27 protein-coding genes and 2 tRNA genes are annotated in these 26,298 nt (G+C 65.6%); 11 read left to right on the top strand and 18 right to left on the bottom strand.

The window, feature by feature from the left end:
- Positions 1-70: 70 nt before the first annotated feature.
- The 6 genes from M4578_RS04070 to M4578_RS04045 all read right to left on the bottom strand — a co-directional run bounded on the left by M4578_RS04070 (position 71) and on the right by M4578_RS04045 (position 6,351).
- A complete protein-coding gene (locus M4578_RS04070; protein ID WP_258092168.1) occupies positions 71-1,057 on the bottom strand; it encodes an LLM class flavin-dependent oxidoreductase in 987 nt (328 codons plus the stop codon).
- Between the two features lie 121 nt (positions 1,058-1,178).
- The gene (locus M4578_RS04065) at positions 1,179-1,967 is read right to left on the bottom strand and encodes an FAD binding domain-containing protein (protein WP_258092167.1); all 789 of its coding nucleotides are present in this window, start codon (positions 1,965-1,967) and stop codon (positions 1,179-1,181) included.
- A 111-nt stretch (positions 1,968-2,078) separates the two neighbouring features.
- Positions 2,079-4,439, bottom strand: a complete 2,361-nt coding sequence (locus M4578_RS04060) for a xanthine dehydrogenase family protein molybdopterin-binding subunit (protein WP_258092166.1) — start codon at positions 4,437-4,439, stop codon at positions 2,079-2,081.
- Positions 4,440-4,587: 148 nt separating this feature from the next.
- Positions 4,588-5,073, bottom strand: coding sequence for a (2Fe-2S)-binding protein (locus M4578_RS04055; RefSeq protein WP_258092165.1), 486 nt, complete (start codon positions 5,071-5,073; stop codon positions 4,588-4,590).
- Between the two features lie 101 nt (positions 5,074-5,174).
- Positions 5,175-5,702, bottom strand: a complete 528-nt coding sequence (locus M4578_RS04050; RefSeq protein ID WP_258092164.1) for an SRPBCC family protein — start codon at positions 5,700-5,702, stop codon at positions 5,175-5,177.
- 163 nt (positions 5,703-5,865) lie between these two features.
- Positions 5,866-6,351: a hypothetical protein gene (locus M4578_RS04045; RefSeq protein WP_258092163.1), complete on the bottom strand. Its 486-nt coding sequence runs from the start codon at positions 6,349-6,351 to the stop codon at positions 5,866-5,868.
- Positions 6,352-6,434: 83 nt separating this feature from the next.
- On the opposite strand from M4578_RS04045, the gene moaA reads away from it, so the two are divergent.
- The 6 genes from moaA (at position 6,435) to M4578_RS04015 (ending at position 11,953) form a co-directional block, all read left to right on the top strand.
- Complete coding sequence (moaA, locus tag M4578_RS04040; RefSeq protein WP_258092162.1) at positions 6,435-7,439, top strand: GTP 3',8-cyclase MoaA; 1,005 nt, start codon at positions 6,435-6,437, stop codon at positions 7,437-7,439.
- Positions 7,440-7,810: 371 nt separating this feature from the next.
- The gene (locus tag M4578_RS04035) at positions 7,811-8,245 is read left to right on the top strand and encodes a GNAT family N-acetyltransferase (protein ID WP_420854797.1); all 435 of its coding nucleotides are present in this window, start codon (positions 7,811-7,813) and stop codon (positions 8,243-8,245) included.
- Positions 8,245-9,624 carry a DUF2927 domain-containing protein gene (locus M4578_RS04030; RefSeq protein WP_258092160.1) on the top strand — a complete coding sequence of 460 codons (1,380 nt, stop codon included), beginning with the start codon at positions 8,245-8,247 and terminating at the stop codon, positions 9,622-9,624. The genes M4578_RS04035 and M4578_RS04030 overlap by 1 nt, the downstream gene beginning before the upstream one ends.
- 8 nt (positions 9,625-9,632) lie before the next feature.
- Positions 9,633-9,800: a Z-ring associated ZapG family protein gene (locus M4578_RS04025; RefSeq protein ID WP_258092159.1), complete on the top strand. Its 168-nt coding sequence runs from the start codon at positions 9,633-9,635 to the stop codon at positions 9,798-9,800.
- A 111-nt stretch (positions 9,801-9,911) separates the two neighbouring features.
- Positions 9,912-11,096: a vWA domain-containing protein gene (locus M4578_RS04020; RefSeq protein ID WP_258092158.1), complete on the top strand. Its 1,185-nt coding sequence runs from the start codon at positions 9,912-9,914 to the stop codon at positions 11,094-11,096.
- The gene (locus M4578_RS04015) at positions 11,093-11,953 is read left to right on the top strand and encodes a glucosamine kinase nucleotide-binding domain-containing protein (RefSeq protein ID WP_258092157.1); all 861 of its coding nucleotides are present in this window, start codon (positions 11,093-11,095) and stop codon (positions 11,951-11,953) included. Before M4578_RS04020 ends, M4578_RS04015 begins: the two co-directional genes overlap by 4 nt.
- On the opposite strand, the gene M4578_RS04010 is transcribed toward M4578_RS04015, so the two are convergent.
- Positions 11,938-12,498 carry a sulfotransferase family 2 domain-containing protein gene (locus M4578_RS04010; RefSeq protein ID WP_258092156.1) on the bottom strand — a complete coding sequence of 187 codons (561 nt, stop codon included), beginning with the start codon at positions 12,496-12,498 and terminating at the stop codon, positions 11,938-11,940. The genes M4578_RS04015 and M4578_RS04010 overlap by 16 nt on opposite strands.
- A 93-nt stretch (positions 12,499-12,591) precedes the next feature.
- Entirely contained in the window at positions 12,592-13,245 is a 654-nt protein-coding gene (locus M4578_RS04005; protein ID WP_258092155.1) for a glutathione S-transferase family protein, read from the bottom strand.
- 103 nt (positions 13,246-13,348) lie between these two features.
- Here M4578_RS04005 and M4578_RS04000 point away from each other — a divergent pair, with 103 nt between their 5' ends.
- On the top strand, positions 13,349-14,560 hold the full coding sequence (locus M4578_RS04000; protein ID WP_258092154.1) for a polyhydroxyalkanoate depolymerase: 1,212 nt from the start codon (positions 13,349-13,351) through the stop codon (positions 14,558-14,560).
- Positions 14,561-14,566: 6 nt separating this feature from the next.
- Here the strand turns inward: M4578_RS04000 and mntR are convergent, their stop codons facing one another.
- Positions 14,567-14,998, bottom strand: coding sequence for a manganese-binding transcriptional regulator MntR (gene mntR, locus M4578_RS03995; protein ID WP_258092153.1), 432 nt, complete (start codon positions 14,996-14,998; stop codon positions 14,567-14,569).
- Positions 14,999-15,201: 203 nt separating this feature from the next.
- Here mntR and M4578_RS03990 point away from each other — a divergent pair, with 203 nt between their 5' ends.
- The 3 genes from M4578_RS03990 (at position 15,202) to M4578_RS03980 (ending at position 18,000) form a co-directional block, all read left to right on the top strand.
- Positions 15,202-16,488, top strand: coding sequence for an Nramp family divalent metal transporter (locus M4578_RS03990; RefSeq protein WP_258092152.1), 1,287 nt, complete (start codon positions 15,202-15,204; stop codon positions 16,486-16,488).
- Between the two features lie 86 nt (positions 16,489-16,574).
- Positions 16,575-16,650 (top strand) — tRNA-Val (locus tag M4578_RS03985).
- A 366-nt stretch (positions 16,651-17,016) separates the two neighbouring features.
- A complete protein-coding gene (locus M4578_RS03980) occupies positions 17,017-18,000 on the top strand; it encodes a sulfotransferase family protein (RefSeq protein WP_258092151.1) in 984 nt (327 codons plus the stop codon).
- A 96-nt stretch (positions 18,001-18,096) separates the two neighbouring features.
- Here the strand turns inward: M4578_RS03980 and M4578_RS03975 are convergent.
- A tRNA-Arg gene (locus M4578_RS03975) sits at positions 18,097-18,173 on the bottom strand.
- Between the two features lie 74 nt (positions 18,174-18,247).
- On the bottom strand, positions 18,248-19,261 hold the full coding sequence (locus M4578_RS03970; protein WP_258092150.1) for a methyltransferase: 1,014 nt from the start codon (positions 19,259-19,261) through the stop codon (positions 18,248-18,250).
- Between the two features lie 202 nt (positions 19,262-19,463).
- Here M4578_RS03970 and M4578_RS03965 point away from each other — a divergent pair, with 202 nt between their 5' ends.
- Positions 19,464-20,966 carry a peroxidase family protein gene (locus M4578_RS03965; protein WP_258092149.1) on the top strand — a complete coding sequence of 501 codons (1,503 nt, stop codon included), beginning with the start codon at positions 19,464-19,466 and terminating at the stop codon, positions 20,964-20,966.
- Between the two features lie 54 nt (positions 20,967-21,020).
- Here M4578_RS03965 and M4578_RS03960 read toward each other — a convergent pair whose 3' ends face one another.
- Genes M4578_RS03960 through M4578_RS03930 form a run of 7 tightly spaced genes read right to left on the bottom strand, consistent with a single transcriptional unit; the run spans position 21,021 to position 26,272 of the window.
- Positions 21,021-22,241, bottom strand: a complete 1,221-nt coding sequence (locus tag M4578_RS03960; RefSeq protein ID WP_258092148.1) for a cysteine desulfurase — start codon at positions 22,239-22,241, stop codon at positions 21,021-21,023.
- Positions 22,241-22,822, bottom strand: coding sequence for a YIP1 family protein (locus tag M4578_RS03955; protein WP_258092147.1), 582 nt, complete (start codon positions 22,820-22,822; stop codon positions 22,241-22,243). The genes M4578_RS03960 and M4578_RS03955 overlap by 1 nt, the downstream gene beginning before the upstream one ends.
- Positions 22,819-23,307, bottom strand: coding sequence for a YIP1 family protein (locus M4578_RS03950; protein ID WP_258092146.1), 489 nt, complete (start codon positions 23,305-23,307; stop codon positions 22,819-22,821). Before M4578_RS03950 ends, M4578_RS03955 begins: the two co-directional genes overlap by 4 nt.
- On the bottom strand, positions 23,307-24,584 hold the full coding sequence (locus M4578_RS03945) for a SufB/SufD family protein (protein WP_258092145.1): 1,278 nt from the start codon (positions 24,582-24,584) through the stop codon (positions 23,307-23,309). The genes M4578_RS03950 and M4578_RS03945 overlap by 1 nt, the downstream gene beginning before the upstream one ends.
- A complete protein-coding gene (gene sufC / locus M4578_RS03940; protein WP_258092144.1) occupies positions 24,584-25,339 on the bottom strand; it encodes a Fe-S cluster assembly ATPase SufC in 756 nt (251 codons plus the stop codon). Before sufC ends, M4578_RS03945 begins: the two co-directional genes overlap by 1 nt.
- Before the next feature lie 19 nt (positions 25,340-25,358).
- Positions 25,359-25,922 carry a hypothetical protein gene (locus M4578_RS03935; protein WP_258092534.1) on the bottom strand — a complete coding sequence of 188 codons (564 nt, stop codon included), beginning with the start codon at positions 25,920-25,922 and terminating at the stop codon, positions 25,359-25,361.
- Positions 25,923-25,957: 35 nt separating this feature from the next.
- Entirely contained in the window at positions 25,958-26,272 is a 315-nt protein-coding gene (locus M4578_RS03930; protein ID WP_258092143.1) for a heavy metal-binding domain-containing protein, read from the bottom strand.
- Between the last annotated feature and the right edge of the window lie 26 nt (positions 26,273-26,298).

The raw sequence follows: 26,298 nt of genomic DNA, 5'->3' as shown, positions 1-26,298 counted from the left end.
GCGGTCTGGAGCCTGTCATATACCGAGGGATCTTTCCGAAAGCTGAAGACCGCCGAACACCGGCGCCGGATCAGCCGAGATCCCGAAGCGCCTGCATGGCGATCGTATAGCTGAGCTTGCGCGCCTCGGGGTCGTGGATCGCGCTGGCCAGCATCAGCTCTTCGGGCTTGTAGCGGTCGATCAGCCGCCCCAGCCCCTCGGCCACCTGCGCCCGGTCGCCCACCGCGCCGACGCTCATCATCCGCTCGGCCGCCGCGACATAGCGCGGCTCGGCCACCGCCGAGATGTCCTCCACCGGGCGCGGCAGCTTGCCCCGCGTCCCCCGATGGATATTGACGAAGGACTGCAATTGCGAACTGCGCCGGAACATCGCCTCCTCGGGGGTCTCCGCCGCCCAGACATTCGCCGCCATCATGAAATGGGGCTCTTGCGTCAGACCGGGGCGGAACCGGTCGCGATAGATCTCCGCCGCCTGCCCCAGCGCGTCCGGCGCGAAATGCGAGGCAAAGGCATAGGGCAGCCCGAGATGCGCGGCGAGCTGCGCGCCGAAGAGCGACGAGCCCAGAATCCAGACCGGCACATGGGTGCCCTCGCCCGGCACCGCGCGCACCTGCTGGCCCTCGGCGGCATCGCCCAGAAAACCGAGCAGCTCGATCACATCCTCGGGGAAGCGGTCGCTCGAGGCCGGGTTGCGGCGCAGCGCCACGGTGGTCATCTGGTCGGTGCCCGGCGCCCGGCCGAGCCCCAGGTCGATGCGGCCCGGAAACAGCGTCTCCAGCGTGCCGAACTGCTCGGCGATGATCAGCGGCGCGTGGTTCGGCAGCATGATGCCGCCCGCCCCCACCCGCAGCGTCGCCGTCGCCGCCGCCACCCGCCCGATCACCACCGAGGTCGCCGCCGAGGCGATACCGATCATATTGTGATGCTCGGCCAGCCAGAAACGGTTGTAGCCCAGGGCTTCGACATGTTGCGCAAGGTCGATGGTGTTGGTCAGCGCGTCGGCCACCGTGCCGCCTTCGGGCACGGGCGAGAGATCGAGAACGGAGGCGGGGATCATGAGCGGTCTTTCCGGTTTGTCTTTCCCCAACCGATATAGGAAAGACAAACCCGGATGAAAGCGCAAAAGCCCCGATCCGCGCCGGACCGGGGCCAGAAAAGGGCGCTTGGCCGCAACCGGGTCAGCCGGCGGCGGTCACCGCCCGTTTGGTCATCACCGCCACCAGATGGGCGCGATAGGCGCCGGATCCGTGCAGATCGCCCATCATGCCCTCGGCGGGCAGCGACAGACCGTCCAGCGCCGCGACCGAGAAGTCCGCCGACAGCGCCGCCTCGGCCTCGGTCCAGCGGAACACCCCCGATTCCGACGCGCCGGTCACCGCCACGCGCACCCCGTCGGGGTATTTCGCCACGAACACCCCCACCAGCGCAAAGCGCGAGGCGGGCTGCTCGAACTTCAGATAAGCGGCCTTTTCCGGGATCGGGAAGGTCACCGCCGTGACGATCTCACCCTCTTCCAGCGCGGTGGTGAACATGCCCTGGAAATAATCGTCCGCCGCGATCTCGCGTGTGTTGGTCACGATGGTTGCGCCCGAGGCCAGCACCGCCGCCGGGTAGCAGGCCGCCGGGTCGTTGTTGGCGAGCGACCCGCCGATGGTGCCGCGGTTGCGCACCGCCGGATCGCCGATATTGCCCGCCAGCGCCGCCAGCGCCGGATAGCTGCCGGCCACCCCCGCCGCCACCGCCGCATGGGTGGTGCCGCCGCCGATGGTCACCGTGCCGTCGCCGGCGGTGATCCCCTTGATCTCGTCGATCTTGGCCAGGCTCACCAGCACCGCCGGCGAAGCCAACCGCGCCTTCAGCGAGGGGATCAGCGTCTGACCGCCCCCCAGCGCCTGCGCCTCGTCCTGCCCCAGAGCGCTCAGCGCATCGGCAAGGCTCGTCGGCGTCTCGATCTCGAAGCTATACATCGTCTTACCTCCTGCGAAGGGTCCGGGATCTCGTGCGCCCCTGCCCTTCTTCTCTTTTCAAAATACGCAAAATCCCGGCGGCGGCGTCAAGCGCGACCGCCGGAGAAAGGCTCAGCCATGCATCGCTTTCCACACCCGGTGCGGCGAAACGGGCATGTCGATATGCGCCACATCGAAGCCGCCCGAGTTCAGCGCATCCAGCACCGCGTTCACCACGGCGGGCGGCGAGCCGATGGCCCCGGCCTCGCCGCAGCCCTTCACCCCCAGCGGGTTGTGGGTGCAGGGCGTCACGCAGGAATGATCGACCTTGAAGAACGGCACGTCCTCGGCACGCGGCATGGCGTAATCCATGTAGGAGGCGCTCAGAAGCTGGCCGTTCTCGTCATAGACGCAGCTCTCCAGCATCGCCTGACCGATCCCCTGGGCGATGCCGCCATGCACCTGCCCCTCGACGATCATCGGGTTCACCACATTGCCGAAATCGTCGGCGGCGGCAAAGTTGAGGATCTCGACCTTGCCGGTTTCCGGGTCCAGCTCCACCTCGCAGGCATAGGCGCCGCTCGGGTAGGTGAAGTTCGACGGATCGTAGAACGCCGTCTCCTCCAGCCCCGGCTCGATCTCCTCCAGCGGGTAGTTGTGCGGCACATAGGCCGCCAGCGTCACGTCGCCCCAGGCCACCGACTTGTCGGTGCCCGCCACGGTGAACTGGCCGTCCTTCAGCTCGATATCCGCTTCCGAGGCTTCCAGAAGGTGCGAGGCGATCTTCTTCGCCTTGTTGATGATCTTCTCGGTCGCCCGCACCATGGCCGAACCGCAGACCGCAAGGCTGCGCGAGCCATAGGTGCCCATGCCGAAGGGGATCTTGCTCGAGTCGCCATGCACGATGTCGATCATGCTCTCGTCGATGCCCAGCATCTCGGCCACCACCTGCGGAAAGGCGGTCTCGTGCCCCTGGCCGTGGGAATGCGCGCCCACCATCACGGAAATCGTGCCGGTGGCGTTCACCCGCACGGTCGCGGCGTCGTAAAGACCCGCCCGCGCCCCGAGCTGGCCCACGAGGTTCGACGGTGCGATGCCGCAGGCCTCGATATAGCAGTTGACGCCGAGGCCCCGCAGCTTGCCGTTCTTTGCGCTCTCGGCGCGGCGCGCGGCAAAGCCCGCCCGGTCGATCATCTCTTCGAGCTTGTCCATCGTGGCGATGTAATTGCCGGTGTCGTATTGCACCGCGACGGGCGTGGTATAGGGGAACTCGGTGATGAAATTCTGCCGCCGCAGCGTGATCGGGTCCACCCCCAGCTCGCGCGCCGCCTTGTCCACCAGCCGCTCGAGCTGGAAGGTCGCCTCGGGACGGCCCGCGCCGCGATAGGCATCCACCGGCACGGTGTTGGTAAACACCGCCTTCACATTCACCTGGACCGCGGGCGTCTTGTAGTTGCCGGCCATCAGCGTGCCATGCAGCCAGGTCGGGATCGAGCTCGAGAAGGTCGAGAGATAGGCGCCCATATTGGCCAGAGTATCGGTGCGCAGCCCGGTGAAATTGTTGTCGGCATCCAGCGCCAGCTCGATCTTGGTCACATGATCGCGGCCATGGGCGTCGGACATGAAGGCCTCGGAGCGGGTCGAGGTCCATTTCACCGGCCGGTTGATCTGCCGCGAGGCGAAGGTGACAAAGGCCTCCTCCGCATAGTGGAAGATCTTGGTGCCGAAACCGCCGCCCACATCGGGCGCCACCACGCGCAGCTTGTGCTCGGGGATGCCGAGGACGAAGGCGCCCATCAGCAGCCGGATCACATGCGGGTTCTGGCTCGTCGTATAAAGCGTGCTTTCGTCATTGGCGCGGCTGTATTCGCCAAGCGCCACGCGCGGCTCCATCGGGTTCGCCACCAGACGGTTGTTCACCAGCTCCAGCGTGGTGACATGGGCGGCCTCGGCAAAGGCCTTGTCCACATCCGCCTGATCCGAACCGAACTGCCAGTCGTAACAAAGGTTGTCCGGCAGATCGTCATGCACCTTGGTGGCGCCCGGCGCCAGCGCGGCTTTCATATCCACAACCGCCGGCAGTTCCTCGATGTCGTAAACGATGGCCTCGGCAGCGTTCCGCGCCTCTTCCAGAGTCTCGGCCACCACGGCGGCGAAAGGATCGCCCACATGGCGCACCTTGCCCTGGGCCAGCACCGGGTGGCCCGGCTCCTTCATCGGCTCGCCGTGCTTGTCGGTCACCTGCCAGCCGCAGGGCAACCCGCCGACGCCCTCGAAATCCTTGCCGGTGAAGATCCGCACCACCCCCGGCATCGCCTCGGCGTCGCTGGTGTCGATGCTGACGATCCTGCCATGCGCCACATCCGAGCGCAGGAAGGCGCAATAGGTCTGGCCATAGACGTTGATGTCGTCGGTATATTGCCCTGCGCCGGTCAGAAAGCGCACGTCCTCGCGCCGTTTCTGCGCCGCGCCGATCCCATGATCCTTCGGCATGAAAACTCCTCCCTGAGTTTGGCAGGCTCCGCCCGCCTCGGAATGCTTCGGACAGCGGCGCATCCTCCTCGCCCCCTGCCCTTTCATCTTTCTTCAAATACTCAAACCGTCCCCGCCAATCCCGGCGGCGCGCGGTGGCAAGGGCGCCTTACTCGGCGGCGATGCCGCTCACGTCCTGACCGCTGGCCGCCAGGATCGCCTTGACGATATTGTGGTAGCCGGTGCAGCGGCAGATATTGCCCTCGAGATAATCGCGGATCTCGTGCTCGCTGGGCTTGGGGTTCTCTTCCAGCAGCTTGGCCGCCGTCATCACCATGCCCGGCGTGCAGAAGCCGCATTGCAGCCCGTGATGATCCTGAAACGCCTGCTGAAGCACCGACAGCGAGCCATCGGCATTGGCCATGCCCTCGATCGTCGTGACCTCCGCGCCATGCGCCTCGGCGGCGAACATGGTGCAGGCCTTGACGTTCTTGCCGTCCACATGAATCACGCAGGCACCGCACTGGCTGGTGTCACAGCCCACATGGGTGCCCGTCAGGCGCAGCTCGTCGCGCAGAAACTCGGTCATCAGCGTGTTGCCGCTGACCTCTTTCGAGACGGCCTTGCCATTCACCGTCATCGTCACCTTGGTCATCCAATCCTCCCTGGGTCTTTTTCCCTGCGGCGCGGTTCCCGCCCGCCGTTTCCTTCGTCACATCCCGCCGGCACCAGCGACGCCGGTCCGACCGGCGCGGGTCAGCCCGACACCATGCGCTTGAACCAGCCCTTCTTCTTGCCCTCTTCGCCGCCCTCGGCCTCGCCGGCCTCTTCCGCTTCGGCGGGGCCTTCCAGCGCTTCCTGGAAGTTGGTGAAGAACTGATCGGCCATCTTCTTGGCAAACCCGTCGATGATGCGCGAGCCGAGCTGCGCGAGCTTGCCGCCCACCTTGGCCTCGACCTCGTAATGCAGCTCGGTCACCCCATCGCCCTTGTCGGTCAGGGTCACGTCGGCGCCGCCCTTGGCAAAGCCCGCGGCGCCGCCCTTGCCCTCGCCCGACAGCGTCACGCTGTCCGGCGCGCTCATGTTCGACAGCGTCACCTGCCCCTTGAAGGTTGCCTTCACCGGGCCGACCTTCTGCACCACCGTCGCCTCGAACCCCTCTTCGGCCGAGCCGCTCATCTCGGTACAGCCGGGCACGCATTGCTTGAGCACCTCCGGGTCCAGGATCGCTGCCCAAACCAGATCGCGGGGCGCCTTGATCTCGCGCGTATCGCTCATGTGCATAAGGGTGATCCTTTCCTGTCCTCCGGCGCCCAGACTACACGCTCGGGGCCCCGGGCATATTAGACCAATGGCGTATCCGGCCGCCGGTGTTAGCGGCAGCATGTGCCAGGGCACCGGTGGTTGCCAAGGGATTTTTTCATCGGATTGCCGCGCTTTGGCGCGTTCAGCCGCCGGTATAGATCTCGACGGTGGGCAGATCGGTCAGCGGCGCGCCGATGAGCCGCATCGCGGCCAGCGACAGACGGCTGCCGGCCGTGGCGGGCCCGTCGATGGGAATCAGCTCCACCTGCGCGGATTTGCCGGTTCCGGGGAACAGCACCCGGCCCTGCGCCGCCTGCGCGACCAGCGGCGTCTCGACCCAGAAACCGGGCTTGGCCGGGTCGCCCAGCGAGGCGACGCTGGTGCCCAGCAGCCGCTCTCCGGCAGGGGCCGGTGCCGCCGCGGCGGCGCTGCGCTCGGCGGCGGTGGTGGTGTCGAACTGTTCCGCGGTGCGCGCATTGGCGGGCGGCGGCGGCGCCGACAGCGCCTCGGGGCGCGCATGCGGGCGCATCTGGTCGCCGGCGGGCGCTGCCGCCTCGGGAGACAGTCCGAGCGGGCCCTTCGCGCAGGCGGCCAGAAACAGGAACGGCAGGAGAGAAATGGCTTTCATGACGCGCACCCTAAAACCAATGTGCGACCCTGACAATCGCGTCCGCGCTTGCCGAGGAGCGCTTTCGTGCTTAGGTTCGCGTCATGGAAAAGCTCATTGATCCCTTCGCGCGCCCGATCTCCTATCTGCGGGTCTCGGTCACCGACCGCTGCGATTTCCGCTGCGTCTACTGCATGTCCGAACATATGAGCTTTCTCCCCAAGAAAGAGCTGCTCACGCTCGAAGAGCTTGGACGCCTCTGTTCGACCTTCATCCGTCTGGGCGTGGAAAAGCTGCGCATCACCGGCGGCGAACCGCTGGTGCGGCGGGATATTCTCAAGTTCTTCCAATCCATGTCGCAGCATCTCGACTCCGGCGCGCTGAAGGAACTGACGCTCACCACCAACGGCTCGCAGCTCGAGAAATTCGCCAAACCGCTCTACGAGGCGGGGGTGCGGCGGGTGAACATCTCGGCCGACACGCTCGACGAAGAGAAATTCGCCCAGATCACCCGCTGGGGCCGTCTGCCGCAGGTGCTGCGCGGAATCGACGCCGCGCAGGCGGCGGGGCTGCGGGTCAAGCTGAACGCGGTGGCGCTGAAAGGCTTCAACGAGGACGAGTTGTTCTCGATCACCGAATGGTGCGCGGAACGCGGCATGGATCTGACCTGGATCGAGGTCATGCCCATGGGCGACATCGGCAACGAGGACCGTCTGGGCCAATACTGGAAGCTCGACGACCTGCGCAGCCGGCTGGCCGAGCAATATACGCTGACCGATCTTGCGGAAAGCACCGGCGGCCCGGCGCGCTATGTGCGCCTCGAGGAGACCGGCCAGAAGGTCGGCTTCATCACCCCGCTCACGCATAATTTCTGCGAAAGCTGCAACCGCGTGCGGGTCACCTGCACCGGCGAGCTGTTCATGTGTCTGGGCCAGGAAGACCGGGCCGATCTGCGCAGCGCGCTGCGCAACCATCCCGACAGCGACGCGCCGCTCGAAGCGGCGATCCGCAGCGCCATCGCGCGGAAGCCCGAAGGCCATGATTTCGACTATTCGCGGCAGACCGTGGACGGGCGCGTGTCGCGCCACATGAGCCACACCGGCGGCTGAACGCGCCCCCCCCCGGGCACAGCCCTCCCTTATCCCCCTCGCAGGCCGGCCTCTGCCCTTTTTCCGCGGCGTCACCCTGACGAAATGCCGCAATCGAGCCATGAAGAGTGTAGCAACAATCGCGGTTTCCCGCCCTGATTGTTGCATCATTGTTGCATCAATGCACAGGCCATCCCCTTTAAAAACAGGCAGTTGAGGGGAACTCCCGCATAAGGCGATGTTTCTTTTCGCCCCGCGAATCGCATGCTGTGCAGAAACCCAGCTTTTGCCCTATAGTGATCGCATAGAGGACAGAAAAACATCGGATGTCTTGAACATCTGAGATCAAAAGCAGCAGGCAGGCTTCGAAACTAGTGTCCCAATCGAATGTGATCGTGCGGCCCCTCACCGCGCACGACGAGGAAATCTGGCGCGAACTCTGGAAGGCGTATCTCGCCTTCTACGAAACCTCACTGTCCGAAGAGGTCTACCAAAGCACCTTTGCACGGCTGCTCGGATCGGACGATCACGATTTCAACGCGCTGGTCGCCGAGCTGGACGGCACGGTCGTGGGCATCACCCATTACCTGTTTCACCGCCACTGCTGGCGCGTCGAGAATGTCTGCTACCTGCAGGATCTGTATGCCGCCCCCGAAGTCCGCGGCAAGGGCATCGGCCGGGCGCTGATCGAGGGCGTCTACGAGGCCGCCGACCGCGCCGGCGCCCCCACGGTCTATTGGCTCACGCAGGAGTTCAACCACACCGCGCGCCAGCTTTACGACCGCATCGGCACGCTCACGCCCTTCATCAAGTATCAGAGGCCGTGATGCGCAGGTTCCTGATCCCGCTCTGCCTCCCGCTTTGTCTGGCCGTCAGCGCCTGTATGCCGGTCGCGCCCTCCGACACCGCCACCCGCGCCGCCGCCTCGGTCGAAAGCGTCAGCGGCTTGCCCGCGATGAAGAGCTTCTCCACCCCGCGCCCGACCGCGCCGGTGGTTTCCAACTCCGATCTTGCCCGGGATTTCCTGGACCTGTCCTTCACGCTGGAATCGGGCCGCTCGCTGCCGGCCTTCACCCGCTTCGAAGGCCCGATCACCCTGCGCGTCGCCGGCAGCCCGCCGCCGTCGCTGGCGCCGGATCTCAACCGGCTGATCCACCGGCTGCGCACCGAGGCGCGGATCGACATCACCCAGGTTCAGGGCCCCGCCGCCAACATCACCCTCGTGGCGATCCCGCGCGCCGAGATCCGCCGCCATCTGCCGCAGGCGGCCTGTTTCGTGGTGCCCAATGTCTCGTCGCTCAAGGAATATCTCTCGGCCCGCCGCAGCGCGGTGGTGAGCTGGGCCCGGGTCACGCGACGCGAGAAAGTGGCCATCTTCCTGCCCGCCGACGCCGCCCCGCAAGAGGTCCGCGACTGCCTGCACGAAGAGATCGCCCAGGCGCTGGGGCCGCTCAACGACCTCTACCGCCTCGCCGACAGCGTGTTCAACGACGACAACGTGCACACGGTGCTGACCGGCTTCGACATGACGGTGCTGCGGGCCTATTACGATCCCGCCCTGCGCTCGGGCATGTCCCGCCGCGACGTGGCCGACCGGCTGCCGGCGATCCTTGCCCAGGTGAACCCGGCGGGCGCGGGCCAGCCGGTGCGCCGCCTGCCCCGCACCCCGCGGGTTTGGATCGACGCGATCCAGAAAGCGCTTGGCCCCGGTGCCACGCCGGCCGAACGCCGCACCGCCGCCGCCGAGGCGCTGAACGTCGCCACCGCCATGGGCTGGAGCGATCATCGCCGCGGCTTCTCGCATTATGCCATGGGCCGCATCCTGCAAGGGGTGAGCGCCGAAGACGCGCAGGACCAGTTCGTTCTGGCACAGCGCTATTTCGCCGCCTCGCCCAACACCCAGCTTCACCAGGCCTATGTGGCCTCGCAGCTTGCCGCCTATGCGATCAACGACAACCGTCCCGAGGACGCGCTCTATCTGCTGGGCCAGCATCTCGACACCGCCGCCCGGCACGAGAACGCCGCGCTTCTGGCAACGCTGATGCTGCTGCGCGCCGAGGCGCTGGACCTGTCCGGCCGGGTTGCCGAAGGACGGCAGGTGCGTCTGGACTCCCTCGGCTGGGCACGATACGGGTTCGGCTCGGACTGGGCCGTCCGCGCCAAGCTGCGCGAGATCGGCTCGCTCAATCCGCTCAAAGGGGGCTGAGGGCAGGCATGATCGTGATCGCGGGGGTGCTGATCGGCGCCATTCTGGGCGGGCTGACCGCCCGCCGCCGCAAGGGCAACGCCGCGGATATCGCGCAGTTCGTGGTGGCCTATGCCATCGCCTTCGGGCTGCTGGGGCTGGTCGTCACGATCGTGATCGAAAAGGTGGTCACCTGAGCGAAGCGCCACCGCCCCGGACCGGGGGCCGCCGGTAATCCCGAAGAGCGCAGCGGTTGCAGCGGAGAGCGCTTTGCGTAGGATGGGGCGAGCCGCCCGAAAGGACCGCGCATGTTCGTCCCCTTCTTCGAAAATCTCCGCAAGGCGCAGGTGCCCGTCAGCTTGCGCGAATATCTCACCTTCCTCGAAGCGATGCGCGCCGGGCTCGCCACCTATGACGTGGACGGGTTCTATTATCTCGCCCGCAGCGCCATGGTGAAGGACGAGCGCCATCTCGACCGCTTCGACCGCGCGTTTGCGGCGACCTTTCAGGGGCTGGAGGCGATTTCCTTCGACCAGATGCTGGAGGCGGTGGACCTGCCTGCCGACTGGCTGAAGAAGATGGCCGAGAAGCATCTCAGCGACGAGGAGAAGCGCGAGATCGAGGCGCTTGGCGGGTTCGACAAGCTGATGGAAACGCTCAAGGAGCGGCTCAAGGAACAGCAGGGCCGCCACCAGGGCGGCAGCAAATGGATCGGCACCGCCGGCACCTCGCCTTTCGGCGCCTATGGCTACAATCCCGAAGGCGTGCGCATCGGCCAGCACGAAAGCCGCCACCGCCGCGCGGTCAAGGTCTGGGACAAGCGCGAGTTCCGCAATCTCGACGACAGCGTCGAGCTGGGCACGCGCAACATCAAGGTGGCGCTGAAGCGGCTGCGCAAATGGGCCCGCGACGGCGCCCATGAGGAGCTGGATCTGGATGGCACGATCCGCGCCACCGCCGAACATGGCTATCTCGACGTAAAGACCCGCCCCGAACGGCGCAACGCAGTGAAGCTGCTGCTGTTTCTCGATGTCGGCGGCTCGATGGACGACCATATCCGCGTGGTCGAAGAGCTGTTCTCGGCGGCGCGCTCCGAGTTCAAGCACATGGAGCATTACTATTTCCACAACTGCCTTTACGAAGGCGTCTGGCGCGACAACCGCCGCCGCTGGGACCGGCAGACACCCACCTGGGACGTGCTGCACACCTACGGGTCGGACTACAAATGCATCTTCGTCGGCGACGCCTCGATGTCGCCCTACGAGGTCGCCTATCCCGGCGGCGCCAACGAACACTGGAACGCCGAAAGCGGCCAGACCTGGCTGGAGCGCGCCCGCGCGCAATGGCCCGATCACCTCTGGATCAACCCGGTGCCGGAACGCCACTGGCAATACACCCAGAGCATCCAGATGATCCGCGACATCTTCGAGGACCGCATGGTCCCGATGACGCTCGAGGGCATCGACCGGGGCATGCGGGAGCTGTCGCGGTGATCCTCGCCGCCGATGCCGGCGGCTCGACCTGCCGGCTGGCTCTGGAACGCGAGGGCACGCGGATCGAGCTGCGGCTGGGCGCGGCCAATGTCACCAGCGATTTCGACGGCGCCGTGGCGACCCTTGTTTCGGGTCTTTCCGAATTGGCGAACAGCGCCGGGCTGGCGCTGCAGGCGCTGCGCCCCTGCCCGGCCTATCTGGCGCTGGCCGGCGTGACCGGGCCGGAGATCGCCGCGCGGGTCGCGGCGGCGCTGCCGCTCGACCGTGCCGTGGTCGAGGAAGACCGGCGCGCGGCGGTGGCCGGCGCGCTGGGAGAGGCGACCGGCTGCGTGGCCGGGATCGGCACCGGCAGCTTTCTCGCCCGGCAGGCGGATGGCGGGTTTTCGACGCTGGGCGGATACGGGCTGACCCTGGGGGACGAGGCTTCGGGCGCCTGGCTCGGACGCGAGGCGCTGGCCTACAGCCTGCGCGCGCGCGACGGGCTCGAACCGGCCAGCGCGCTGACCGGGGCGCTGCTGGACGAGATGGGCGGCGCGGCGGGCATCGTGGCCTTTGCGACCGGAGCGACGCCGCAGGATTTCGGCCGGCTCGCACCACGGGTCACCGCGGCGCGGGGCGACACGGCGGCAGAGCGGCTGATGCGGCGCGGCGCGGGCTATATCGCGACCGGGATCAACGCGCTTGGCTGGGCGCCGGGCGAGCCGGTCTGCCTCATCGGCGGCGTCGCCGGCGCCTATGCCCCTTGGCTGCCCCGCGAGATGGCCCAGGCGCTGGTGCCGGCAAAGGGCAGCGGCCTTGACGGCGCGCTGGCGCTCGCCCGGCACCTGGCAGACACGGCCGCTCAGGGCAGCGGATAGCCGAGCCGGGTGAAATCCTCTTCGTAAAAGCCGGTCAGGCTGCGCACCAGCGTGGGATCCAGCAGTTCGCGCCAGCCCTCGTGCTGTGTCTTGCGCCGGTGCTGCAACCCGTCGACCCCGACCCCGGTCTTTTCCGCCAGCCGCGCGACCTCGGCCTCGTAATCCTCGAAGCGATAGAGCGTGTCGGCCAGATCGAGACAGTTGAACGGGTGGGTCTGCGGGATCGTGTGATGGCGGATGCGCTCCTTGCGGGTGGCGCGCTCTTCGCCATAGGCGACGCTTTCGTCCATGGCGATCCTGGCAAAGCGCCCGATGCCGCCGCCATATCCCCGGATCTGGGTGAAATCCGCATAGGCAGAAACGAAGCGGTCGAGCGGGTGGCGCACGAAGGCGAAGCGGAAGACCTCGGGCCAGCTTTCCGGAATGTCACCGAAGGCCGGCCCTTCGTAGCGCCCTTTCCAGAGCCCGCGCCGGATCGAGGATCCGCCGGTCTTGGGAATGTGGATCAGGATACAATCCGGATCGCGAAGAAGAAAATTCGACATGTTACGCGCCCCAAGCCACCGTCACGGCCTGGGAAGCGGCGTAACGCCAATTCCGCCCGAAATCCAGAGCTTGGCCCGTCACCGCGCGGGTCTTCAGAATTCGACTTCGAGTTCTTCGATCTCTTCCGGCTCGGCCAGCGCGCCCTCGGTCCATTCCTTCATCGGCGCCCAGTCGAGCACCGTGTCGATATAGGCTTCGAGCGCATCGTCCAGCGTCACCGCATAGGTGCGGAACCGGGTGCAGACCGGCGCATACATGGCATCCGCCACCGTCGGCTCGCCAAAGAGGAACGGCCCGCCATAGGTCTCGAGGCAATCGCTCCAGATCGTCTTGATGCGCTCCACGTCGGGCCGCGCGCCCGAGAACATCTTGAAGGTCTCGTGCCGTGCCTTGAGGTTCATCGGCAGCGCCGAGCGCAGGTTGTAGAAGCCCGAATGCATCTCGCCGGCGATGGCCCGGCAATGGGCGCGCTGCGCCACATCCTTCGGGAAAAGCCCCGCCTTGGGAAAGATCTCGTACAGGTATTCCGCAATCGCCAGCGTGTCCCAGACCTCGACCTTGCCATGGGTGAGGCGCGGCACCCGCACGGTGGGCGACAGCAACAGCAGTTCCTGGCGCACATCCGCATCGGTCGGATCGACCGGTTCTTCCTTGAAATCAAGGCCCGACATCTTGCACAACAGCCAGCCGCGCAACGACCAAGAGGAATAATTTTTCGATGAAATCGTGAGCGTTGCCTGTGTCATGGCGTCTTCACTTCGCTCCTCATGCTGCAGTGCGGTAATTTTTTTGTCGCACAGGCGCGGCGTTCTGGCTAGCGTTTTCATGGACTAACAAGGGCGAACCAACGTGCTTTACGCAACTTATCAAGGACTTGATGATATTATCGCCCCTTTTCGGACCGCCGCGCTCTCGTCGCTGGCGTTTGGCCCGAAAAATATGGGCCCCTTTGGCGATCTGCTGCGCCGCAACGCCGCCCTCATGGAAATGGTGTCGCGCTTCCGCCTCAGCCATGAGCGGCCGAGCTTCGGCATTCATTCCGTGCAGGTGGAGAACCGCGAAGTTCCGGTGACCGAGGAAGTCGTGCTCGACATGCCCTTCGGCAATCTGCTGCGCTTCCGGCGCGACATCGAGGTCGAGCAGCCCAAGGTGCTGGTGACCGCACCGCTTTCGGGCCATTTCGCCACGCTGCTCGCCGGGACGGTGCGCACGCTGCTGCGCGATCACGATGTCTATATCACCGACTGGAAGAATGCCCGCGACGTGCCCCGCGATGCCGGAGAGTTCGGCGTCGAGGAATATGTCGAATACGTCATCCGCTTCATGGAAGAGATCGGCCCCGGCGGCCACGTCCTGGCGGTCTGCCAGCCCTGCGTGCAGACCCTCGCCGCGGTCGCGGTGATGTCGGAGGAAAAGAACCCCGCGACGCCGCGTTCGATGACGCTGATGGCGGGGCCCGTGGATGTGCGCGAAAGCCCCACCGCGGTGAACGATCTGGCCAACGAGAAACCGCTGTCCTGGTTCGAACGCAACGTGATCTCGACCGTGCCGATGCGTTTTCCGGGCGGTGGCCGCAAGGTTTATCCGGGCTTCGTCCAGCTCACCGCCTTCATGACCATGAACATGGACCGGCACCAGGCGCAGCACCGCAAGCTCTATGAACACCTCGCTGCGGGGGAAGAGAAAGAAGCAAAGAAGATCAAGGACTTCTACGACGAATATTTCGCCGTCCTCGATCTGACCGCCGAGTTCTACATCCAGACGATCGACCGGGTCTTCCAGCGCGCCGAGCTGGCGACGGGCGATTTCACCTATCGCGGCAAGACCGTCGATCCCTCCAAGATCCGCAACACCGCGCTGCTGACCGTGGAGGGCGGGCGCGACGACATCTGCGGGCTGGGCCAGACCACCGCCGCGCATGATCTCTGCTCGACCCTGCGCCCGCATCTCAAGCGCCATCACCTTCAGGCCAATGTCGGCCATTATGGCGTGTTCAACGGGCGCCGCTGGGAGAACGAGATCTACCCGGTGGTGCGCAATATGATCCTGTCGATGGAATAAGGGCCGCTAGCCCTTTTCCGCCAGAAACGCCTCGAAGGCGCGCAGCGTCGTTGCCGACACATGGTGTTCCATGCCCTCGGCGTCGAGCTCCGCCACCTCCTCCGGCACGCCCACGGCAACGAGGAAGGCCACCACCGTGCGGTGGCGGGCGCGCACCCGGTCGGCAAGCTCGGCCCCGGAGTCGGTCAGAAAGACCCCGCGATAGGGGCGCGACACCGCCAGCCCCTCGCGCTTGAGCCGGGCCACCGCCTTGGTGGCGGTGGGCTGCGCCACTCCCATGCGCAGCGCGATATCGGCCACCCGCGCCTCGCCCAGCTCGGCCATCAGATCGCCGATCATCTCGACGTAATCCTCCAGCAGCGCCACCGCCTGCGCCTCGCGGGCATGGGCGAACCGGTCGGGCTGCGCGGCGGCGGGTGGCGAATCGTCCTGCGTCATCGGGGTCCTTCCAGAGCGGCGCGGCGCCACAAGGCATATCGTGGACATACTTTATAGCCAAGGCTTTGGCCGCCCGCCAGAGCGGAGCGGCATCGAATGCGGCGCAAAGACTGTCGCAACTTGAATTGTCCATTGCATGCGATATAGCCACGGCTATATTTAAAACTCAGACTCTTCGCATTCTGCGCAAACGGACCGGTTTCATGACTTCGACAGAGCGCGCCCGGCAGGGCATGGCGGCGGTGCTGGCAGGCGAACGGCGCGGGCTTGGCGGGCGTCTTCTGTTTGCCGGGCCGGCGATCATCGCCTCGGTGGCCTATATGGACCCCGGCAACTACGCCACGAATATCCAGGCCGGCGCCGGCTATGGCTACAGCCTGCTCTGGGTCGTTCTGCTGGCCAATCTGATCGCCATGCTGTTCCAGGCGCTTTCGGCGCGGCTGGGCATCGTCACCGGAAAGAACCTCGCCGAGCTCAGCCGCGACCGCTTTCCCAGGCCGGTTGTCTGGGGGATGTGGGCGGTGAGCGAGGTGGCGGCGATGGCCACCGATCTGGCCGAATTCCTTGGCGGGGCCATCGGGCTGGCGCTGCTGTTCGGGCTGCCACTGATCGTGGGCATGGCGATCACCGCCATCGTCACCTATGCGCTACTGCTCTTCGACCGCCGGGGGTTTCGTCCGATGGAGCTGATCATCGGCGCCTTTGTCGGCGTGATCGGCCTGTGTTACCTGGCCGAGCTGCTGATCGCCCCGGTGGACTGGGCCGGGGCCGCAACCGGGCTGGTCACCCCCGATCTGCCCGATACCGCAGCGCTGACCATTGCCGTCGGGATCATCGGCGCCACGGTCATGCCGCATGCGATCTATCTGCATTCCGGCCTGACGCAGAACCGCACGCTCATCCGCTCCGACGCGGACCGCCGCCGCGTCCTGCGCTTTTCCAACACCGAGGTGGTGCTGGCATTGGCCGTGGCCGGCATGGTCAATATGGCCATGGTGATGATGGCCGCAGGCGCCTTTCACCTCGGCCACAGCGAGGTGGCCGAGATCGAGACGGCCTATCACACGCTGACGCCGCTGCTGGGTGCCGCCGCCGCGGGGGTGTTTCTGGTGTCGCTGATCGCGTCGGGGCTGTCGTCATCGGTGGTGGGCACGATGGCCGGGCAGATGATCATGCAGGGCTTCCTGCACATCCGCATCCCGATCTGGCTGCGGCGGCTGATCACCATGCTGCCGGCCTTCGCGGTGGTGGCTGCGGGGGTGAACGCGACCCAGGCGCTCGTGGTCAGCCAGGTCATCCTGTCGATCGCCCTGCCCGTCCCGATGATCGCGCTGATCGTCTTCACCTCGCGCCGCGACGTGATGGGCGATCACGCCACGGGCCCGCTTGTCCGCCTGCTGGCGCTCACCGGGGCAACCGCCGTACTGGGGCTGAACGCGGTGCTGCTGGCCGATGCCTTCGGCCTGCCCCTGCCCTTCCTCGGCGGCTGACCGCCGCGCCGGGGTCGGTCGCTCGCAAATCAGCGTGGCGAAGCCGCTTGAAACGTCCCGCGGGGTTGGATAAACCCGCGCAGGCCGGGTGATTAGCTCAGTTGGTAGAGCGCTTCGTTTACACCGAAGATGTCGGGAGTTCGAGTCTCTCATCACCCACCATAAACGCAGACCCTTCGAGACGATTTACAGCGCGTTTGGCGGGGCTCTGGCAGGCCGGGCGCGGCCCGCCGGCCACCGGTTATCTCGCTCGCAACGCGCCTCGCGGCTTTCTCGAGCATCAGGATCGACTCCTAATGCGCGTAGCGCCGGGGCAAATCACAACTTGAGTTTGCGGGCACGATGCGGCGGTGATACCTCTTGCAGGCGTGAGAGGATTGCTCAGCGGTTTTCGGGATCACACCCTTTGGGCGTTGCGTTTCCGGGACGCGGCTCTGAACGATTTTCTCCAGAATACGGATGTTTCCTGTGCGGATCGTGGGCAGGAAACGGCCAGTGACGGTTGGCGTAAATACGTGAGAAATCTCCATGAGTGTCGAAAAACTCACCGAGCAAGAGAACGAGGGGATTTCGGCGCATGATGTTGAGATCGCTTACCGAATCTACCTTGGGAGGTCGCCGTCCCAGAAAGAGATCGAAGGAAAACTCCGCAACCTTAAAAGCGGCGCGCAGCTTCGTCAGAGTTTCTGGAAATCTGCCGAGTTCTCCCGGAATCTGAAGCAACGCAATATCAAACAAAAGGTGCATTCCGAGATGGCCGGCAATGCCGGGTCAACCGCGCTCATCCATCTGCACATTCCCAAAACCGCAGGCTCGTCGCTGAGTGCCATACTTGGCCGTGAATGCGCGAAGGGCACCGCACTGGCGGTGAATGACGGGTTCCTGGCATCCTTAAAGACCATGTCGATCGAGGACCGGGCCGCTTTGCGCTTTGTTTTCGGACACCTGTTTTACGGCGTCGCGCAGCATCTTCCTCAGAAGTGCCACTATATTACGGTGCTACGCGACCCCAAAGCCCGGATCTTGAGCTTCTATCGCTACGTCCTTCGGACTCAAACGCATATTCTGCATGAGCAGGTCGCCGGCGGTGGCATGAGCTTTGGAACGTTTCTCGAGTTCTCGGCCGAGACCGGAAAACCCGACCAGGATCTCGACAACGGCCAGGTTCGCAGGCTTGCAAACAGGCGCGCGCAGCAACAGAATGAGCATGTGAAGGCCCGGCTGACGCATGAGGCGATCTCCAACATTCTCGCCGACGATTTCACCTACGGTCTGACCGAGTATTTCGACGATTTCGTAAAGCGTCTTCTCGCCAGAAAGCTCATCACAAAACCGGGCATGGTCCGTCTCAACCGGGCACCGGGGAACGCCGACACCGATAGTGCTCTACAAGATCTGAGCCCCCGTCAGCGCGATATTCTTGATGGCTTCACAGTCTGGGACAAGAAGCTATACGACATCTGCAAAGACATTTATTTCGCAAAAGATCGCCCTCCCTTCACCCGCGACTGACAACAGGGAAAGCGCGCATGGCCGGAAAGCGCATCCGTAGGCTTTCCCGAACCCCCTGCTGAAACGTGAATAACAGGGACGGCGACGAATGGGAGATGGCGCACCCGATAGGATTCGAACCTATGGCCTCTGCCTTCGGAGGGCAGCGCTCTATCCAGCTGAGCTACGGGTGCCTGCGCCGGGGTGATACGGCAAAGCGGCAGCGCCCGCAATCGGGAAATTTCCCGATTGCGGGCGCTTTCAAACCTCAGGCCGCGCGCCGCGCCTCGGCCAGCATGGTCATCTGCGGAATCATCTCCGACACCGAGGCCTCGGCAAATCCCTTCGCGGTCATCAGCGCCGTCAGCCCCTCGGTATCGACCGAACGCGCCTCGGGCGTGAAAGCGGTGTGCTGAAGCTGCCAGAGCGCCGCCAGAGGCGGCCCGCTGCGATCCGCATGCACCATGAAATCATGGATCAGCAGCCGCCCGCCCGGCGCCAGATGATCGAAGGCGCGCCCGATCAGCCCGTCATGCGCCGCGCCCGGCACCCCGGAAAAGAGATAGGACATCAGGATCACATCCTGCCCGCCGGGCCAGCCCCTCTCCAGCGCGTTGCCCTCGACATAGGAGATGCGCTCCGACAGCCCCGCCGCCTCGACATAGCGCCGCCCCAGCGCCGCGACATTGGGAAAATCGACGATGGTGGCGCGCAGCTCGGGAAAGGCGCGGCAGAGGGTGATCGCAAAGGCGCCGGTGCCGCCGCCCACGTCCAGAAGATGCCGCGCGCCCGACAGATCCAGCCGCCGCGCAAGCTGGCGGGCGGGACCGAGCGATCCGGCGTGCTGACTTTCCGAGTAAAGCCGCGCCTGCTCCGGATCAGAGAACCATTGCTCGTAAGATGCGGTGGCCCCGGCCGGCAGCGTGCCCGCGACAACGGCGCCGAGCTGCCCCATCAGCCCATACATCTGGCGCCCGACCTGCAGGCGGATGTAATCGCCGAAATCGTATTTCTCGCCCTTCACCAGAAAGGCCGCCGCCGCCGGAGAATTGGCAAAGCGCCCCGCCTCGACACTCACCAGACCCAGCCCTGCCAGCGCCGTCAGCAGGGTCTCGGCGCGGTCGCGATGCAGGCCCGTGCCCGCCGCCATCTCCTCGGCGGTCAGCGCCCCGTCCGCCAGCCGGGTGAACACCCCGTGGTCGAGCGCCACGAACAGCGCCTGCGACCCCATGAATCCAAATGCAATCTGCGAAATATCGTCGGCGTCCGTAGCCGGCCCCATAAAAACGCTCCCTGTGGTGATTGTGTCCGCAGGCTAGCAGGCCGCCCCGCAAAGGACCACCCCGGGGACCGGATCCCGCGCCGGAGCGACATATTCAGGAATTTTCATTCACGACCGGATGACGCGGCTGCGTCAGGCTGACGCAGGGGAATCCGCCCCGTTCGCAGATTTTCAGACAGCCTTTTTTCAGGAGACTTTCCGCATGACCGGCATGATCCACGCCCTGTCCCGCTACGATTACCTTGTCAAACAATGCCTCGACGGCACCGCGCTGATGTCCGAAACGCCACCCGCCCAGCATTTCGGCCACCTGCTCGGCAAGCCCAACGAGATCACCGGCAACCTGTCGCACCAGCATATCCTCGACGCCTATATCGCGCTGGTCGATGAGATGAAGACCGATCAGATCGCCACCGGCCCCGCCGATGCGGGCATGACCTTCTTCGGGCAGTTCGTCGATCACGACATCACGCTCGACGCCACCAGCAGCATCGGCAAGAAGATCGACCCGCGCTCGATCCGCAACGTGCGCACCCCGACGCTGGATCTCGACTGCGTCTATGGCGACGGACCCGAGGCGACCCCGCATCTCTATCACCCCCAGCACAAGGATTACCTGCTCTTCGGCCGCGACGCCTGCCCGCTCGATCTGGCGCGCAACGGCAAGGGCACGGCGCTGATCGGCGATCCGCGCAACGACGAGAACATCCTCGTCAGCCAGATCCAGGGCGCCTTCATCTGCCTGCACAACATCCTGATGAGCCATGTGAAGGAGGGCGGCAGCGCCGCCGACGACGTGCGCGAGATGGGCGCCATGTCGATCCGGCAAAGCGTCTGGCACGAGACCGTCGCCCCCCGGCTGATGGATTTCGAACATGTGCGCCGCAGCGTGCGGCTGCATTACCAATGGCTGGTGCTGCACCAGCTTCTGCCCGCCTTCGTGGATCAGGATTGCATCGACGCGGCGCTGAGCACGCCCCATATCTTCGGGCCGCATGCGCCGATCATGCCGGCGGAGTTCTCGGGCGCGGCCTATCGCTTCGGCCATTCCACCGTGCAGCCCTCCTACGTGCTGAAGAACGGCCAGCCGCCGCGCGATCTCTTCGCCATGATGAAATCCCTCGGCCCGCGCGATCCCGGCGACGACATGGACATGGAGATGTTCTTCGAGATGGGCAACGGGCGGGCGCAGAAAGCGCTGCCGGTGGGCACGCAGATGGCCGAGACGCTGTTTGCCCTGCCCGATGCCGTGGTGTCGAAAGAGGAACGCTGGGGCGATCTGGTGGTCCCCCGCGATCAGGCCAAGAAGCTGGGGCTGCGCAACATCCTGCGCGACCGCACCACGCTGAACCTGGCCTCGGGACAGCAGGTGGCGCGCTGGCTGCACGATCACGCGCCGCATCTGGGCATCAAGGAACTGGCGGCGCCGGAGACACTGAAAGAGCGCCATATCGACAAGACGCCGCTCTGGTTCTACTGCCTTCAGGAAGCCGACAAGACCGGCAAGCTGACCGGCGTGGGCGGCACAATCGTGGCGCAGGTCTTTGTCCGGCTGCTGCGGCTCGATCCCGAGAGCATCCTCAACACCGAATTCACCCCCTGGATCGGCTTCGGTGGCAGCAAGATGACCATGGGCCGGATCATGGGCTGGGTGGAAAAGAACCGCGACGGCATCCCGCTGGCCAAGGATCTGCGCTGCGGCTGACCGAACGGCAGCGCGCGCCCCGGACCGATCCGGGGCGCATCGCCCGTGGCGGGCTCAGCCGAAAAGCTCGTGCGCCAGCTCCAGCGCCTCGACCAACGCGTCGACCTCCTCCTCGGTGTTGTAGAGGCCAAAGGAGGCGCGGCAGGTGGCCGAAACGCCCAGGTGGTCCATCAGCGGCCCGGCGCAGTGATGCCCCGCACGCACCGCAACCCCCTTCTTGTCGAGGATCGTCGAGATGTCATGCGCATGGGCCGCACCCTCGAGCGTGAAGGAGAAGATCGCCGCCTTGCCCGGTGCGTGGCCCTGCACCTGAAGCCAGTTGATCCCGCCCAGACGGGCCTTGGCATAAGAGGCGATGCGCGCCTCATGCGCGGCCACGTTCTCCATACCCAGATCCATGAGGTATTCCAGCGCCACCCCCATGCCGATCTGCTGCACGATGCCGGGCGTGCCGGCCTCGAATTTCATCGGCGGATCGGCATAGGTCACGCTGTCCTTATGCACCTCGCGGATCATGTCGCCGCCGCCGAGGAAGGGGCGCATCTCGGCCATGCGCTCCTTGCGGATATAGATCGCCCCCGAGCCCGAGGGCCCGTAGAGCTTGTGCCCGGTGATGGCGTAGAAATCGCAGCCGATCTCCTCGACATTCACCGGCATGTGCACCGCCCCCTGCGAACCATCGACCAGCACCGGCACGCCCCGATCGCGGGCCGCCGCGCAGATCGCGGTCACATCCACCACGGTGCCCAGCACGTTCGACAGATGGGTGATCGCGACGAGCTTGGTCCTGGGTCCGATGGCATCTATCACCTTTTGCGGGTCGAGCGCGCCAGTGGCATCCACATCGACCCATTTCAGCACCACCCCCTGGCGTTCACGCAGGAAATGCCAGGGCACGATATTGGCGTGGTGTTCCATGACCGACAGCACGATCTCGTCGCCGGGCTGAAGCCGCGGCATCGCCCAGCCGTAGGACACCAGATTGATCCCCTCGGTGGTGCCCGAAGTGAAGACGATCTCGTCCTCGTCGCGCACGCCGAGAAAGCGCGCCACAGTGCCGCGCACGCCTTCGTACTTCTCAGTCGCGAGGTTCGAAAGGTAGTGCAACCCCCTGTGGACGTTGGCATATTCCTCGGCATAGCCGCGCGTCACCGCGTCGATCACGCATTGCGGCTTCTGCGCCGAGGCGCCGTTGTCGAGATAGACCAGCGGCTTGCCGTTCACCTCGCGCGCAAGGATCGGAAAATCGCGGCGGATTTCGGAGACATCATACATCAGACGGCCATCCCGTTCGGTGAGACTCCCAGCAGGGAGAAAATGACGGTCAGCGCAAAGATCAGCAGGACAGAGCCGAAGACCAGCACCATCAGCGCCCGGAACAGGTTGCCGAACCCATGCGCGACATCGAGAAAGTTGATCAGGATCCAGGTCCCGGCGATCAGCGTCGCCACGACCGCAAGCGACGCCAGCGCGCCCGACAGAACCGAGGCAACGGCCACGACAAGCTGTGCCACCACGCGCAGCCCCTGTAGCCAGGCCAGCAGCAGCGCCACATCCTCGCTGCGGCCCTGCCCGCCCATGAGCCGGCCGGCCCAGGTCATGAACAGGATCGACGCGGTCAGCATCGCCGCCAGCAGGGCCGCGATCGGCAGCGGGCCCAGCATGACCGGCACGGCGGCACCGGTCAGCCCCGCCGCCTGCATGGCACCGATCACCAGCGCGTTCAGCACCACGACCAGCGCCAGCGCCGTCAGGATCGTCTCTTGCGACAGCCGTAGCGACAGCAACGTCTGCGCCACCTCACGCGGGGCGACCAGCGTCTGCCACGCCAGGCGCGCAAGCGCCGCGCCGGTCATGCCGCCGCCGCCTTCTGCACCGCGCGCATCCCGCCCAGCCAGAACCACAGGAACACCGCGAACCACAGCAGCCCCACAAGGCTGAGCTGCGGCCCGGTGCCGAGAAACCCGGCCACCAGCCCGTTCAGAAGCACCAGCGGCGCCGAGGCCAGCAGCGCCCAGAACAGCGCCAGCCGTGCGCCATAGCCCGTGCCCCTGCCGCCCAGCACCCGGGCCACGAGATGGCTCAGAAAGGCGATCAGGTAGAACAGCAGCGGCGCGATCACCAGCCAAGCCAGCAGCGCACCGCCCAGAAGCGGGTTCAGCTCGCTGCCCGCCAGATGGGCCTGCCGGGACAGCGCCGGCATCTGCGCGATAAAGAACAGCCCGCAGGCCGCCATGACGAGCATCAAGGCCCGGTCCTCGCGCGGGCCCTGCGCGAGTAGCCGCGCCACGACGGCGCCGGGCCCCCGGTAGGTGGCCACGATCTCGCGCGAGAGCGACATCAGCCGCGCCGCCGGGTCAGCCAGGCCTCGACGCGGCCGACGATTTCCTCCTGCAACGCCTCGTCCTCGATCTCCTGCACCGCCTCGGCGATGAAGGCGATGGTCAGAAGATCCTCGGCGATGCCCCGCGGCAGACCGCGGGCGCGCAGATAGAACAGCCCTTCCTCGTCGATCGCCCCCGATGTGGAGCCATGCGAACAGGCCACGTCATCGGCATAGATCTCGAGTTCCGGCTTGGCGAGGAACTGGCTGTCGCCGTCGAGCAGAAGCGACTGGCTGATCTGATAGCCGTCGGTCTTCTGCGCGCCGGGTTTCACCAGGATCTTGCCCTGGAACACGCCGGTGGCACCATTGCGCAGCACCTTCTTGAACACCTGCCGGCTTTCGCAATTCACCGCGTCATGGGTGATGAACACCGTGTCGTCGTGGTGGAAATCGCCATCGCCCATGCAGGCGCCCGCAACGTGGCAGACGGCATCGTCGCCGGTCAGCTCGATCACGCATTCGTTGCGGGTCAGCACGCCGTTCATGGTGAGCGTGAAGGTCTTGAAGGTGCTCTCGGTGCCGAGCCGCGCAAAGATATGCGTGGCGGCGCGGCGCTCGTGGTCGCGGCCCTGGGCGCGGACATGGTGGAATCCCGCCTTGTCGGCGACCTCGACCTCCATCACCTTGTTGAACCGCGCGGCGGCCGGGCCGTTTTCGAGAACGGTGATGTCGCCGCCCTCCTCGACCTTGATGACATGATGCAAGATCGCATCGGAAGCGTCTGATTTATGGTAGTAAATCAGGCTGACAGGTTTCAGGACCCTGCCGGTGACGCGCATCAGGATGCCATCGCTGGCGAAGGCGGTGTTGAGCGCGGCCAGCGGCCGTTCGACCGGGGTCTGGCCGGCCTCTTCCAGCGTGCCGTAAAGATCCTGCGCCCAGTGAATATCGGCGCTGTCGGCCAGACGGGCGAACTCCACCCCCTCAAGCGCCAGCGGGTCGGAGGCCTCGGCGTCGAACACCCCGTCCACAAAGACGATCTTCAGCCGGTCCATGCCGTCGAAGACCAGCCTCTCGCCGGTCTCGAACAGCGCCGCCTTCGGCGCCGCCGGCGCGGTCAGCGTCTCGGGCCGGGTGTATTTCCAATATTCGTCACGCGCGCCGGGCAGCCCCATGCCCCGCAGCCGCGCCAGCGCCGAGGCGCGCGCCGGCGCCGACCAGCCGCTTTCCGGCAGGCTCAGCGCGGCAATCCGCGCCTCGGTCGCATCCAGTTTCGGTTGCGGAAGTGCCATTACGCCTCCTCCTCGATCAGATGCGCGTAGCCCTCGTTCTCGACCTCGAGCGCCAGCTCGGGGCCGCCGGTCTTGATGATCCGGCCGTCATACATGATGTGCACCACATCCGGTTTGATATGGTCGAGCAGGCGCTGATAGTGAGTGATCACCAGAAAGCCGCGCCCCTCGGAGCGCAGCGCGTTCACGCCATCGGCGACCAGCTTCATGGCATCCACATCGAGGCCCGAGTCGGTCTCGTCGAGAATGCACATCTTCGGTTCCAGCATCGCCATCTGGAGGATTTCGTTGCGCTTTTTCTCACCGCCCGAAAAGCCCACATTGACCGGACGCTTCAGCATCTCGGCGTCGATCTTGAGCGACTTGGCCTTTTCGCGCACGGTCTTGAGGAACTCGGTCGAGGACATCTCCTCCTCCCCGCGCGCCTTGCGCTGCGAGTTCACGGCGGTGCGCAGGAAGGTCATGTTGCCCACACCGGGGATCTCGACAGGGTACTGGAACGCCAGGAACAGGCCTGCGGCGGCGCGCTCTTCCGGCTCCATCTCCAGCAGGTCCGCGCCATCGAGCGAGGCTTCGCCGCCGGTCACCTCATAGCCGTCCTTGCCGGACAGCACATAGGACAGCGTCGATTTGCCCGAGCCGTTCGGCCCCATGATCGCATGCACCTTGCCCGCCTCGACGGTCAGGTCCACACCTTTGAGGATCTGCTTATCCTCTTCTTCAAGTTTCACTTGCAGGTTTTTGATTTCCAGCATTTTTCTCTCCTCGCGAACCTCAGGGCCGCATGGTCAACTGCATGATCCGCAGCAGCCGCTTGGGCGGCACCGGCTGCGGGGTGATCTCGAACCGGGCCATGCGCCCGGTCATGTCTGGCTGGCCGAGAAACTCCTCGACCTTGTGATATTGCGTGCGCTCCGCGTAATCGTCGAAGAGCAGCACCAGCGGGCGCTCGGCCAAGAACGCGGTGGCCAGGGCACAGCCCTCGCGGAACCGGCCATCGACCAGCACCACATCGGGGTGCCGGAACTCGGGCAGCCCCCAGACCTCGAACGGATAGCGCGGCCAGCGGCGCCATTCGCTGTCATCGACCGGGCGCCCCCATTCCCTGGTGGGGCCGACATCGGACCAGATCACATCGACCTCGGTGCCCGCCACCGGCGGGTTCTCGGCAAACCAGCGGCGCATCATCTGCGCCCAATCCCGGTCGCTTTCCACCGAAAACACCGTCTTTCCAGTCAGTTCCGAGGCATACACGGTGGACCCGCCCGAACCGTATTCGAGGATGACACCGGCGCGCGCATAGTGGTCGCGCAGCAGCGCGGCCTCGGCCTCGGGCATGGTCAGCTCGGGGCGCGATATGGGCGCCTCAACACTCACGCGATCACCACCGCCGTGCCCGAAGCCGACACCATCAGCATGGAGTTTCCGACCACCTCGTAATCCAGATCGACGCCGACCACCGCATTCGCGCCAAGCGCCGCGGCGCGCTCCTCGAGCTCGCGCAGCGCGGTTTCCCGGGCATCCTGCAACTTGCTTTCATAGGCGCCGGACCGGCCCCCGACGATGTCGGTGATCTGCGCGAAGACATCGCGCACCACATTGGCGCCCATGATCGCCTCGCCCACCACGATGCCCTTGTAGGCGGTGATGGCATGGCCTTCGACAGCGTTGGTCGTTGTCACGATCATGCTTTTACTCCAAGGATTTACCACAA

Origin of the sequence: Salipiger pentaromativorans, from assembly GCF_024721115.1 — a bacterium.
GTDB classification, from domain to species: Bacteria; Pseudomonadota; Alphaproteobacteria; order Rhodobacterales; family Rhodobacteraceae; genus Salipiger; species Salipiger pentaromativorans.
The sequence above is the reverse complement of the archived record's forward strand: the minus strand, read 5'-3'. Positions and strand labels throughout refer to the sequence as shown.

Bases quoted from the DNA above. Each gene is read 5' to 3' on its own strand.
- M4578_RS04070 (WP_258092168.1), bottom strand. From the start codon at position 1,057: ATGATCCCCGCCTCCGTTCTCGATCTCTCGCCCGTGCCCGAAGGCGGC.
- M4578_RS04065 (WP_258092167.1), bottom strand. From the start codon at position 1,967: ATGTATAGCTTCGAGATCGAGACGCCGACGAGCCTTGCCGATGCGCTG.
- M4578_RS04060 (WP_258092166.1), bottom strand. From the start codon at position 4,439: ATGCCGAAGGATCATGGGATCGGCGCGGCGCAGAAACGGCGCGAGGAC.
- M4578_RS04055 (WP_258092165.1), bottom strand. From the start codon at position 5,073: ATGACCAAGGTGACGATGACGGTGAATGGCAAGGCCGTCTCGAAAGAG.
- M4578_RS04050 (WP_258092164.1), bottom strand. From the start codon at position 5,702: ATGCACATGAGCGATACGCGCGAGATCAAGGCGCCCCGCGATCTGGTT.
- M4578_RS04045 (WP_258092163.1), bottom strand. From the start codon at position 6,351: ATGAAAGCCATTTCTCTCCTGCCGTTCCTGTTTCTGGCCGCCTGCGCG.
- moaA (WP_258092162.1), top strand. From the start codon at position 6,435: ATGGAAAAGCTCATTGATCCCTTCGCGCGCCCGATCTCCTATCTGCGG.
- M4578_RS04030 (WP_258092160.1), top strand. From the start codon at position 8,245: ATGCGCAGGTTCCTGATCCCGCTCTGCCTCCCGCTTTGTCTGGCCGTC.
- M4578_RS04025 (WP_258092159.1), top strand. From the start codon at position 9,633: ATGATCGTGATCGCGGGGGTGCTGATCGGCGCCATTCTGGGCGGGCTG.
- M4578_RS04020 (WP_258092158.1), top strand. From the start codon at position 9,912: ATGTTCGTCCCCTTCTTCGAAAATCTCCGCAAGGCGCAGGTGCCCGTC.
- M4578_RS04010 (WP_258092156.1), bottom strand. From the start codon at position 12,498: ATGTCGAATTTTCTTCTTCGCGATCCGGATTGTATCCTGATCCACATT.
- M4578_RS04005 (WP_258092155.1), bottom strand. From the start codon at position 13,245: ATGACACAGGCAACGCTCACGATTTCATCGAAAAATTATTCCTCTTGG.
- mntR (WP_258092153.1), bottom strand. From the start codon at position 14,998: ATGACGCAGGACGATTCGCCACCCGCCGCCGCGCAGCCCGACCGGTTC.
- M4578_RS03990 (WP_258092152.1), top strand. From the start codon at position 15,202: ATGACTTCGACAGAGCGCGCCCGGCAGGGCATGGCGGCGGTGCTGGCA.
- M4578_RS03980 (WP_258092151.1), top strand. From the start codon at position 17,017: ATGAGTGTCGAAAAACTCACCGAGCAAGAGAACGAGGGGATTTCGGCG.
- M4578_RS03970 (WP_258092150.1), bottom strand. From the start codon at position 19,261: ATGGGGCCGGCTACGGACGCCGACGATATTTCGCAGATTGCATTTGGA.
- M4578_RS03965 (WP_258092149.1), top strand. From the start codon at position 19,464: ATGACCGGCATGATCCACGCCCTGTCCCGCTACGATTACCTTGTCAAA.
- M4578_RS03960 (WP_258092148.1), bottom strand. From the start codon at position 22,241: ATGTATGATGTCTCCGAAATCCGCCGCGATTTTCCGATCCTTGCGCGC.
- M4578_RS03955 (WP_258092147.1), bottom strand. From the start codon at position 22,822: ATGACCGGCGCGGCGCTTGCGCGCCTGGCGTGGCAGACGCTGGTCGCC.
- M4578_RS03950 (WP_258092146.1), bottom strand. From the start codon at position 23,307: ATGTCGCTCTCGCGCGAGATCGTGGCCACCTACCGGGGGCCCGGCGCC.
- M4578_RS03945 (WP_258092145.1), bottom strand. From the start codon at position 24,584: ATGGCACTTCCGCAACCGAAACTGGATGCGACCGAGGCGCGGATTGCC.
- sufC (WP_258092144.1), bottom strand. From the start codon at position 25,339: ATGCTGGAAATCAAAAACCTGCAAGTGAAACTTGAAGAAGAGGATAAG.
- M4578_RS03935 (WP_258092534.1), bottom strand. From the start codon at position 25,922: ATGCCCGAGGCCGAGGCCGCGCTGCTGCGCGACCACTATGCGCGCGCC.
- M4578_RS03930 (WP_258092143.1), bottom strand. From the start codon at position 26,272: ATGATCGTGACAACGACCAACGCTGTCGAAGGCCATGCCATCACCGCC.